This is a genomic window from Caldibacillus thermoamylovorans (genome assembly GCF_000751775.1).
GTDB classification, from domain to species: domain Bacteria; phylum Bacillota; class Bacilli; order Bacillales; family Caldibacillaceae; genus Caldifermentibacillus; species Caldifermentibacillus hisashii.
Genome location: NZ_CCRF01000091.1, coordinates 1 through 11,673 on the forward strand (window position 1 = coordinate 1; position 11,673 = coordinate 11,673).

The window sequence follows — 11,673 nt, forward strand, 5'->3', positions numbered from 1 at the left end:
AAAAATGGATTCTTTTTTCATTTTTTTAATGAATTACAATAAAGCCGAAAAGGCTTGGTAATCCATAAGTTATAATAAGTTTCTGAATTTCTGTGAATAATTCAGGATAAATTATTTGCGAAATTCATTTTTTGGATATATTATTAAATTGTTATAGTAGTATAGTTCGTTTTAAACGTGTCTAACTATAAACTTTTTAAATCAAATAATGGGGGTATACATAATGAAAGCAGCCGTTTGGTATGGTAAAAAGGACATACGGATTGAAGAAGTTGCGGAAAAACCTGTAAAAGACAATCAAGTAAAAGTTCGCGTGGCATGGGCAGGTATTTGCGGAAGCGACTTACACGAATATGAAGAAGGACCGGTATTTGTTCCGGTTGAAAAGGAAGACGCTTTAACGGGTGAAAAAGCGCCAATCACGATGGGGCATGAGTTTGCCGGTGTTGTTGAAGAAGTTGGTGCAAATGTAACCAAATATAAAGTTGGTGACCGTGTTGTTATCAACCCGACATTAACCTATGGAAACAAACCGGAAGACCTAGATGTTTATGACGGATTCAGTTTTATTGGATTACATGGAGACGGCGGATTTGCAAAATATGTTAATGTTCCAGAATCGAATGTTTATGCGTTACCGGAAACATTAACGTTACAAGACGGTGCTCTCGTTGAACCAACAGCAGTAGCCGTTCAAGCCGTAAAAGAAGGGAATATGAAATTTGGTGATACAGTTGCGATTTACGGAGCAGGTCCAATCGGTTTATTGACAGTAATTGCCGCAAAAGCAGCCGGGGCAAGCAAAATTTTCGTGATGGACTTGTCGGAAACACGACTGGCCAAAGCAAAAGAACTGGGCGCAACCCATATTATTAATTCCGGTCAACAAAACCCGGTTGAGGCCATTAAAGCAGTTGTTCCCGATGGCGTTGATGTATCATTTGAAGTAGCCGGTGTCGCACCAACATTCAAACAAGCGATTGATTCAACAAAAGCACGAGGTACTATGGTTATTGTTTCCATTTTTGCCCGCCCGATTGAATGGCATCCATTGCAATTAACAAATACCGGTGTAAAAATTACATCAGCTATTGCCTATACCCCAACGACTTTCCAACAAACCGTTGACTTAATGGGGACAGGTCAATTGAAACCACAAGGCATCGTCACAAGCGTCATCCAACTTGATGACATCGTGTCAAAAGGCTTCGAAGCACTAACAACTGACAAATCCCAAGCTAAAATTTTAGTAGAGTTAAGCGGGGAGAAATGATTTATTGATTGCATAAACAGTACTCCAGGCAGCACATCTGTCTGGAGTTTTTTCATTGGTGACGCTTTGTAAGTAATTATTGATTTACGGTTAGTTTATTAATCTTCTCTCTTTTTCTGCCGAATATTAGGATACTATTGTTGAACTATTTCTTTTTACTATTGAATTAACTGTCAGACTTTGGCAAAGAGACTCACCCTACCTCAATTAACCTCTTACATATAAAAAAACGTGTATGTTTTCCTGAAAACGTTTATAATCAATTTGTAATCACCAAAGAGCCATGACATATAATTTCAACTTAATGAGGTGGAACGAATGAGTTCTTTACTATCCCGTATTGAACAAAATTTAAACAGATTATCGGAAGCGGAAAGAAAAATCGGCGAATATATATTAGAACACCCGGAGCTTGTTCCCAATATGACAACGAAAGATTTATCAAAAAATAGCGGAGTGAGTGAATCAAGTATCGTTCGTTTTTGTAAATCTATTGGGATTGGGAGTTTTAAATCCTTTAAACTGGAGCTGGTGAAAGATATAACATTAACTGGAATGAATTTAACTGATTTTGATATTTTACAAAAGAGAGACGAACCATACGATCTTTTTCAAAAAGTAACATATGTCAATAAAGCTGCCATTGAAGCAACACCCGCATCGTTAGATCGCAAGGAGTTTGAGAAGGCCGTAGAAATTTTAAGTCATGCAGATAAACTTATGTTTTATGGTGTCGGAGGGAGCTCAACAGCCGCCATAGATGCATATTATAAATTTACCAAATTAGGTTACCAATGTACGACGAATCATGATTTTCACTTTCTCCTTTCAGCTATCCCTTATTTGACCGAGCAATCTGTTTTTTTTGCCATTAGTATGTCAGGGAAAACAAAGGATGTCCTCGAGCTGTCACGTTTTGCCAAATCACAGGGAGCAACCGTCATAGCTATTACCAATATCGATAAATCGCCACTTTATAAAGAAGCCGATATTCGATTATGTACACCGGTCGTTGAACAAGATTTCCGAATTGGCAGCATCCCTTCTAGAATGACACAGTTAACAATTATTGACTCACTTTATTTAAGCATTTTTCATTCAAAAGGTGAAAAAGTAATTGACAAATATCACAAAGCTAGAAATGAAGTTATTCGCTTAAGGAGATAATCCAACTCGGTTTATCTCCTCATAAAAATATTCTTTTATTTGAAATTTAATTTCATAATTTGGTTGAATATAATTGACTTTTAATTTCTATAATATATAATAAAAGTGTGAAATAAATTTTAATAAAGTGGGTGACAGAATGCTAGAAAAGTTAACGACAGAATTAAGAAACCCAAATTCATTAGATTTAGATCAAAAATCGATTAGAGAAATATTAGAATTAATGAATCGTGAAGACGCCACAATTCCTTTAGGAATTCGTGAAGTGCTTGATAAAATTGAATTTGTTGTTAATTATGTTGTGCAAGCTTTCCAAAACGGCGGCAGACTCATTTATGCCGGTGCAGGAACGAGTGGACGCTTAGGAATATTAGATGCCTCAGAATGTCCGCCTACTTTTGGCGTTGACAAAAACTTAGTTCAAGGTATTATTGCCGGTGGATTGAAAGCGGTTACGGATGCGATTGAAGGTGCAGAAGACAATGAACAGGCGGGAGGTGAGGACCTAAAGAAAGTTTCCTTAACAAATAAAGACGTTGTTATCGGGATTGCGGCCAGTGGAAGAACCCCTTATGTGATCGGGGCACTGAAATACGCCAAGGAAATCGGTGCCAAAACAGCAAGTATTAGCAATAATGCAAACTCCAAAATTGGAGAAATAGCTGATGTTGCCATTGAAGTAGTTACAGGACCAGAAATCATCACAGGTTCAACAAGATTAAAAGCCGGAACTGCACAGAAGCTTGTTCTTAATATGATTTCCACCACTTCCATGATCAAAATTGGAAAAGTATATGAAAACTTAATGGTCGATGTTCAACCGACAAACAAAAAACTGATTGAACGTTCGAAAAAAATTATCATGGAAGCAACCGGAGTCGACTACGGGACGGCGGAAACTTATTTTGAAAAGGCAAACCATCAAGTAAAAGTAGCTATTGTTATGATTTTACTCAACTGCTCCTATGATGATGCCAAGCTTAAATTAGAAGATGCACAAGGCTTTATTAGAAACACAATATAGTTTGGAGGGGAAAGTATGAAAAAGGAAGAGAGACTGGCAAGAGATATTTTGAATCACATTGGCGGTGGAGAAAACATTAGATCCTTCACCCACTGTATGACAAGAGTTCGTTTAGACATAAAAGATGACTCCAAAGTTAACATGAAACAATTAAAAGAAGTTGATGGCGTCATGGGTGTCATTGAAGATGACACACTGCAAATTGTCGTCGGTCCTGGTACAGTGAATAAAGTCGCCGAACACATCACACAAATAACAGGAATAAAAATGGGTGAAGCCATCGATGAGAATAATGATGATCTTATAAAATTAAAGAAAGATGATCTGAAAAAGAAAAATAATACGCCGGTGAAAAACTTATTGCGGAAGATTGGAAGTATTTTTATCCCGCTCATCCCGGGGTTGGTTGCTTCCGGTATTATTAACGGAATCGTTGGTCTTGCTAAAAACTCCGGAGTTGATCCAACATTAACTTGGGTACAAATTCTTACTGTTATAGGCGGGAGTATTTTCGGTTATCTTGCCATTGTCGTCGGTTGGAACACGGCAAAAGAATTCGGTGGTACACCGGTATTAGGCGCCATCGCCGGGATTATTACAATGAACCCAGGTTTAGCAGAAATCACATTATTTGGTGAACCTTTAATGCCCGGACGTGGTGGACTGTTCGGTGCCATGTTTGCAGCATGGTTAATGGTCTTTTTTGAAAAGAAATTCAGAAAGTTCATCCCGAATGCGGTTGACATTATCTTCACGCCATTATTAACCGTTTTAACTGTAGGTTTATTAACAATTGCAATTGTTCAACCACTCGCAGGATTTCTTTCTGATGGAATAACACAAGGAATTAACTACATTTTAGATATTGGAGGAGTCGTTGCCGGTGGCCTATTAGCTGGGTTCTTCTTACCACTAGTCATGCTTGGTCTCCACCATGGGCTTACACCAATCCATATGGAATTAATTAATACAGTTGGTGCTACTGCCTTACTTCCAATTTTAGCAATGGCTGGAGCCGGTCAAGTTGGTGCTTCCATCGCTATTTATGTAAAAACAAAAAATAAACGCATTAAAAACGTAATTAAAGGCGGTCTTCCTGTAGGCTTCTTGGGAATCGGCGAACCTTTATTATACGGTGTTACATTGCCGCTTGGCCGTCCATTTGTTACCGCTTGTTTAGGTGCTGCAGTTGGCGGAGCGTTCCAAGCCGTTATGCATACAGCAGCAAGTAGTGTCGGTGTATCCGGGTTAACTTTAATCCCACTTATTGTTGATAATAAATATCTTATTTACTTCTTGGGTCTTTTAATCACATACACTGCCGGATTCTTATTCACTTATTTCTTTGGATATAAAAAAGAAATGGATGATACTTTCTAAGGTTCATTTGAAGGAGGAATGTTTTCCTCCCTTCTTTTTTATAGTAGAGTTTATTTAAATACCTGTTTTTAAGAAAGGAGATCATGATGTTTGGAATATCAGTGTATTTATCCAATCAGTCCCCCAGTGAATTGGAAGTTTATATCGAAAAAATGGACAAGATTGGTTGCAAAAGCATATTTACCTCCCTTCATATACCGGAAGATGACCATAGCCTATATCGGGACCGTCTGAAACATTTGGGAACGTTAGCCAAGAAGTTTGACATGGAGCTTTTTGCAGATGTCTCACCTAAATCCCTTCAATATTTAGGTTTCAATTGGGAGAATGCTAACCAATTAACTGACTGGGGGTTAACTGGGATCCGTGTAGATTATGGTATTTCCGAAGAGGTAATCGCAAAGCTGTCAAACAAAATGAAGATTGCTTTAAATGCAAGTACGTTAACGGAGGACAGCTTAGCAAAACTGAAAAAGCACGGACTTCAAGTTTCATCCGTAGAAGCTTGGCATAACTATTATCCACGCCCGGAGACCGCCTTAGATATCGTGGACTTTTCCTTAAAAAATCAATGGCTGTCATATGAGGGGATCCGTGTCATGGCCTTTATTCCGGGAGATGGTGAGCGCCGCGGTCCTTTGTTTCAAGGACTGCCTACATTAGAAGTACACCGGAATCTAACAACTTTTGCCTCTTATCTTGATTTAAAACAGGTGCCCGGTGTCAATAAAATTATTATCGGTGACCCTTCGATTAATGAAGCTTCTTATGAACAGTTTAAAGCCTATTTTGTGGATGGGATAATTTTACTACGGGCAAAAAGTTATATGAAAGATGAAAAGTTACTTGCACGCTTTAGCTCTGTACAAACAAACCGAGTAGATGTAGCAAGAGATGTTATCCGTTCTGCTGAATCTCGATTAATGGCCTCACCGGGTACAACGGAAATTGCGGCAAGTAAAACGATTGAACGTTCACTGGGATCAATTACCATTGATAATTGTCGATATGGTCGCTACCAAGGAGAAATCCAAATTACGAAAAAGGACTTACCCGCTGATGAAAAAGTAAATGTTGTCGGCAGAATTATTGAAGAAGACCGTCCTCTTCTTTCCAATATAAAAGGTGGAGTAAAGTTTAAAATTTTATGGAATCAATGAAGGTTTTGGATTTTTTAAAATGGTTTTAAAGCCTGATACATGGAAAATGTAAAGACCAAGAACGTTGTAATCAGGACATTCTTGGTCTCTAATTTAAATTCAATTAATGTTCTTTATATATAAGTTCTTTTCCTTAAAAAATCCCCCGTATAAAAGGTACTGTCAGTGTTCATGTTGGCTTATCCTGTTTATGATTCAATACCTTATAACAAATGCTAGTCTCAAAGTGTTCCGTTACGAGTAAAAATCCACCTTTCAGCAAATTCTTTGTTCATTACTTACGGGATTTTTAATTTATTTCAACAAAGTAAATGATTCAGATTGCCCGTTTATGTTTTTGCCATTTAAATACCAGCCTAGTAGTTCTTAAACTGCTCTTGTTAATAATGGAATAGAAAGTATCCACTGACGATTATCTTGAATATTTAATTAATACCGGTAAAAAATGGTGTCTTTGTATTCTTCATATAATTGACGGTTAAGTTCATCTCCACCGTCTAAATTTGCGCTGTAAAAGATTGGTGGGTGTTTCATCCCTTTCTCAACTAATTGTCGAACCGTTTCCGCAACAATGGTATTAACAATCGTTGCCCCCACAACTGTAGACGACGGGGATACTTTTTGCTCAAGTCCCTCAATGTCACAAGTAGCATCGCCAATATCACCGTGATTATCAATAACGATATCACTAAAGTGGTACAAGTTTTTGCCGGACGGATGCCGTGAACTCACCGACTTAGAATATTTTAGATTGGTAATGGAAATGGTTGTAACGCTACGTTTTTGTGCTTCCATTGCCATTTCAATTGTTACAGGATTGCGCCCTGAAACAGAATGCAATATGAGTACATCCCCATCAGAGAACGGGGTCTTATCTGCCAACAGTTTTCCATAACCAACTAATCGCTCCATATGACTTGTATGGCTAATTGGTTCTGTATCCAGCATAATTTCGCGACCGAAAATCGGATTTAGATTTAGTAATCCGCCTGCACGATAAAATAACTCCTGCGTTAAAATTCCTGCATGGCTGGCCCCAAATGCAAATAGGGATTTTTTATTTATAATCGCATTGACCATAACAGATACAGTTGCATCGATATTTTTCTTTTCTTCCTTTTCAACGGTATCAAGTATTGCTCGGACCCTATCAAAATATTGGTACATGATAAGCACTCCTCGTATAACCTCGTATAACATTGTAGATTTTAATTGAAAAAATTGACTTGCTTCCCAAACTAAATCAAAATAGACACAAAAATATGCTGCTTGCTAATCCTTTTTATTTTTAAACCAAAGATGGAATAAGTTAACTAACAGACCCAGTTCATTTAGCTATTGAACCATAGATCAAAACAGACCCGAAAATAGACTGCCAATCCATTTTGCTATGGAACCAAAGATGGAAAAGTCATTTCCGCCAAAGATTAACATCCAGTTTTGAATCGTATTATTGTATACACCAACGGAAATGCCCATGATTAGAACCATAACAATTGCTGATACGATTGTTCCGATGATTGAACCTTTTAATCCGCCTTGACCTTCACCGACAACGGCAGCTCCCCCCATTTCAAAGAAGGAAGTAATAACAAGCGGAATAAGGATCACGCCAAAAATATTAAAGGAATTGGCGATAATAATCATGATTGTCGAAGTTGTCATTGCAACAAGAAAACCGATAATCACCGCATTTGGACGATAATTAAAGAGTATCGGCACATCAAATGCAGGAACAGAACCGGGAATGAGTTTTTCCGAAATCCCTTGGAATGCCGGAACGATTTGATTAATTAAAAACCGGACTCCGTATAACATAACGAGTAAACCTGCCCCAAATGTTAACCCCTGATTAAGTGACAAAAACAGTAAATTTTCACCTTTCCCAACAAGAGACGGAACAATAATGGCTACGATAATATACATGATAAAAATAACTGTTGCCCCGGTTACTGAAATTTCTCTAAAGAAAGACAGGCTTTTCGGTACTTTCAAATCCTCCGTAGAATGTTGTTTATTGCCAAATTTTCTCGCAACTAATCCGGAAATAATACTTAACATTCCGGTAGGATGACCGATTAAAAATGATTGATCCCCCGTTACATCCCAAATAAATTTCCGCATAATCCAAGGCATAAATGACCAATACAAAGCTGAAAAGACCGCACCAAAGATGATGAGTCCAAAACCGGAAAGTCCCGCTTCAACACCTGCAGCAACAAAGATAAACGGGAACCACCATAACATATGACCGGTTAAAAAAATGGTTTTCACCTTTGTAAATCTTGCAATAATCAAATGAAGAATGAGACCAAAGAACATCGCCAAACCGACATCCCCGCCGAAGCTGGCCGTAAATGTCGTATCATTTAATGTATTGGCAACGGCTGTTTTCCCTGTGATTGCTTCTTGGAAAGCAGAGTTAATCGGTGAAATCGTGCCTGTAATTAATCCGACACCGGTATTCAAAATGATCATACCAAACGCAGCTGTCAATGAACCTTTAATAATATCTGCTATATTTTTCTTTTGAACAATTAGTCCGATAGCTGCAATCAAGCCTAAAAGAACAGGTGGATTACGTAAAATGTTCGATGTTATAAAATCCAGAAACGCCATTTCCTTTTCCTCCCTTATTTATTTTTCAAAAATTCATCAAGGGCTTTGCCTACTTCTTCTTTGTCCATATAACGCTTTATCGGAAATACGGGACATTTCATACTACCCTTTAACTCATCGGCAAGCTCCTGACTTGTAAAAACGGCATCAACATTCATCCCCCTAGCTGAACTAATATCAGTATTTTCTACCTCGCAATCGAGATTTCTTTCCCTGCAAACTTTTTCAAGTGTCATTTTTAAAATCATTGATGAACCTACACCAAAACCACAAACTGCTAAAAATTTCATATTAAATCCTCCTTAAATTGTAAATTGAGTAATACTTTCATGGAAAAACCGCAAAAGCTTATTTTTCAAATACTTTCGCAAAAAATACTTGGTGTTGCTGCAATAAATCAGGATAATGCTTTTGTGAAATTTTACACAATACTTTTGGACAAATAAAGAAACAAGTCTTTTGCTCCATTTGGATAGGACAGATTGGAAAATGACCTACAAAATGTCATTAATCTTATCCAAATCTCCGGACATAAAAATTTCATAATTTTTCGGGTCCATTAATAATTTTGATATGTCCGCTAAAGCTTCAATATGAGAAGTGGCGTCTACTGCTGCCAGGACTAAAAATACTTTTACAGGATTTCCTTTTAAATCAACCGGATGATTAAGTGTCAACAGCGACATCCCCAGCCGGTTTACGCCTTCCCCCGCTTTTGCGTGAGGCAAGGCAAAATAATCCATTAATACGATATATGGACCATTTTTATTTACACTTTTAATCATGTTTTCAATGTAACTTTCTTCAATGATTCCTTCCTTTAATAACGGGATACTTGCAATTTTAATGGCATCTTCCCAACTGTCTACTTTCTCTCTTTGCTGCATATGGCTTTTTTGCAATAATTCTTTGAGCATACAAATCCCCTTCATGCTTAATAATGATCATAAAAATAATCATAAATATTTTCCTTAGACTTCCCGAAAAATACTGTTTCCATTCTATTTCTATCAGAAATCACATCATAAATTTGAGAAATAATCGAACTTATATGGTTTACATCATTTTTCGCTACTGATAACAAAATGATGATATCTACTTTCTCATTTCCCCAATGGACTTTTTTACTATTAACTAAGATAGATATGCTTGTTTTTTTAACATAATCCGGATTTCCGTGGGGAATGGCTACACCAGTTTCCAAAGCTGTAGAAGATGTTGCTTCCCTATCAAAAACAGATTTCCTGTATAATGGTGTTACAAGATCTTCGTGTTCTAGATACGAAATTAAATACTCTAAAATCTCTTTCATTGAATTAAAATGATTGTTTACAAAAATTGAGTTTGGAAGTAAAAAGTTGTTTATTTTGACTTCTCTGTTATATTCGTTAATCGTATAAAACGCTTGTGCATTAAAAATTTTATCTGTCATTAAATTGGTAAGCTCTTTTAATTCCTTATCAGTAGGAATAGGGGAGATAAAGAAAATTCGATTTGAATCAAAATTTTTCACTTCTAAAGGTACTGTCGAAATAATATAATCGAACTTTTTGAAATTGGCCGGATTTAGATTTTGAACAGAAACAACCTCATATAGATTTAAACTGGGTAAATATTTTTTGATTCTTGCTTCTAAAAGTTCAGATGTGACAATCCCTGTTGGGCAAACAATTAATACTTTTTTAATATCTTCATGCCGCTCCAAGGCTGATTGAAAGTGGACCATGATAAAACCAATTTCATCTTCTGGAATATGAATGTTTAATTTTGATTCCAAGTCAACTAGAACAAACCAAGTGATATTAAACATGACCGAATATTGCTTCTTAATTTCCTTAATTAAGGGATTTTGCAAACGGATGTTATTGTTTAGACGGTAGATCATCGGAACAATATGTGTTAATAACCCTTTGTATAATTTCTTATCCTTAGTTAAGTTCGTATTGATAATTTTGCTGAACTTCTTTATTAAATCTTGGACTAACTTACTATAATAGCCATGATTGCTGGTTATATTTAAATTCTCAATTCCATTGGCAATTAAACATTCATTAATGTAAACAATATCTTCCTCTGATAATGAGATGTTCAGCTTTTTTTCGATTTCTTCTGCAATTTCATTCGCAACAAAATATGTTCCCAACTGTTGGACCTTTTCAAAGACATAACCATTTCCCTGTTCATGATGTTTATTCCGATAAACCCGTAAGCAAAGAACGATTAATGTATTTTGCAAACTAATTAAATAATGATCGGCCAAATTGTATTTTTCGCCGATGGTACAAACAATATTAAATGTTTCCTCAATAAAAGAATGTGGGAGGCTATTATCGGTATCCAATAAAAACTGTTTATATTCAATTAAATTATTAGGGAAACGATAATAATTTTGTTCAAACTTTCTCAAATACAGCTTTTTTAGGAGACTTTGCAAGTTTTTTTCATGACCGACCAAAAACGTTCCATCATTATCATATTCTAGAAGAACACCTTCCTTAGAACACATTTCTTTAATCACCTTAAAATCCTTTGCAATCGAAGTACGACTCACAAAGTATTTTTGGGATAAAAGTTTATATGACAAGCGTTCTTCATTAACGAGCTTTTCTAATATTTGAATTTGCCTTTCTGCAGGTGAAAGATTGGAGAAACGGGAATAGTTCTGAAGACTATGCAACAATTTATTTTTATCATTTTCTTTTCCATCCAAAAATATTCCTTTACCCGGTTTCTTCACAATTCTACAATGATACTCCTTGACAATATCCTCGAGTACATCTAGGTCAAAATGAATAGTTCGTGTAGATACCTGAAATAATTCCGCATAATGCTGAACAGAATTATATTTTCTACTGTATATGAGTTCTTTTAAAAGTGTCACTTGCCTTTTGAATATCACCTAAATATCCCCTTTTTTCTTTTATTTTCACTTTGGCCTATTTTCAGCATTATTATTATTAAATCAAAAGGACGCTTAGGTTTAGTCAATTGGCAATCACCAATGGATTTAAATCAGAATTCCGAATTAAAAACTTAGTTAACACAAGAAC

General features: G+C 36.3%; 10 protein-coding genes. 5 read left to right on the forward strand and 5 right to left on the reverse strand.

From position 1 onward, the window contains the following. Positions 1–223 precede the first annotated feature (223 nt). From BT1A1_RS15165 to BT1A1_RS15185, 5 genes are all read left to right on the forward strand, one after another. Positions 224–1,273 (forward strand): 2,3-butanediol dehydrogenase, encoded by a 1,050-nt coding sequence (locus BT1A1_RS15165; RefSeq protein ID WP_034772841.1) that lies wholly within the window; start codon positions 224–226, stop codon positions 1,271–1,273. Between the two features lie 318 nt (positions 1,274–1,591). Then, positions 1,592–2,440 carry a MurR/RpiR family transcriptional regulator gene (locus BT1A1_RS15170; protein ID WP_034772844.1) on the forward strand — a complete coding sequence of 283 codons (849 nt, stop codon included), beginning with the start codon at positions 1,592–1,594 and terminating at the stop codon, positions 2,438–2,440. Positions 2,441–2,579: 139 nt separating this feature from the next. Then, positions 2,580–3,464: an N-acetylmuramic acid 6-phosphate etherase gene (gene murQ / locus BT1A1_RS15175; RefSeq protein ID WP_034772846.1), complete on the forward strand. Its 885-nt coding sequence runs from the start codon at positions 2,580–2,582 to the stop codon at positions 3,462–3,464. Between the two features lie 15 nt (positions 3,465–3,479). Further along, entirely contained in the window at positions 3,480–4,844 is a 1,365-nt protein-coding gene (locus BT1A1_RS15180; RefSeq protein ID WP_034772849.1) for a PTS transporter subunit EIIC, read from the forward strand. Positions 4,845–4,930: 86 nt separating this feature from the next. Beyond that, complete coding sequence (locus tag BT1A1_RS15185; protein ID WP_034772853.1) at positions 4,931–6,004, forward strand: DUF871 domain-containing protein; 1,074 nt, start codon at positions 4,931–4,933, stop codon at positions 6,002–6,004. 429 nt (positions 6,005–6,433) lie between these two features. On the opposite strand, the gene BT1A1_RS15190 is transcribed toward BT1A1_RS15185, so the two are convergent. The 5 genes from BT1A1_RS15190 to BT1A1_RS15210 form a co-directional block, all read right to left on the reverse strand. Further along, positions 6,434–7,171: a sugar isomerase domain-containing protein gene (locus BT1A1_RS15190; RefSeq protein WP_034772856.1), complete on the reverse strand. Its 738-nt coding sequence runs from the start codon at positions 7,169–7,171 to the stop codon at positions 6,434–6,436. A gap of 183 nt (positions 7,172–7,354) precedes the next feature. Then, positions 7,355–8,623, reverse strand: coding sequence for a PTS ascorbate transporter subunit IIC (locus tag BT1A1_RS15195; RefSeq protein ID WP_231553347.1), 1,269 nt, complete (start codon positions 8,621–8,623; stop codon positions 7,355–7,357). Between the two features lie 14 nt (positions 8,624–8,637). After that, entirely contained in the window at positions 8,638–8,913 is a 276-nt protein-coding gene (locus BT1A1_RS15200; RefSeq protein WP_034772859.1) for a PTS sugar transporter subunit IIB, read from the reverse strand. 204 nt (positions 8,914–9,117) lie between these two features. Continuing rightward, positions 9,118–9,540 carry a PTS sugar transporter subunit IIA gene (locus tag BT1A1_RS15205; RefSeq protein WP_034772862.1) on the reverse strand — a complete coding sequence of 141 codons (423 nt, stop codon included), beginning with the start codon at positions 9,538–9,540 and terminating at the stop codon, positions 9,118–9,120. Positions 9,541–9,557: 17 nt separating this feature from the next. Beyond that, the gene (locus BT1A1_RS15210; protein WP_034772864.1) at positions 9,558–11,522 is read right to left on the reverse strand and encodes a BglG family transcription antiterminator; all 1,965 of its coding nucleotides are present in this window, start codon (positions 11,520–11,522) and stop codon (positions 9,558–9,560) included. Positions 11,523–11,673 lie beyond the last annotated feature (151 nt).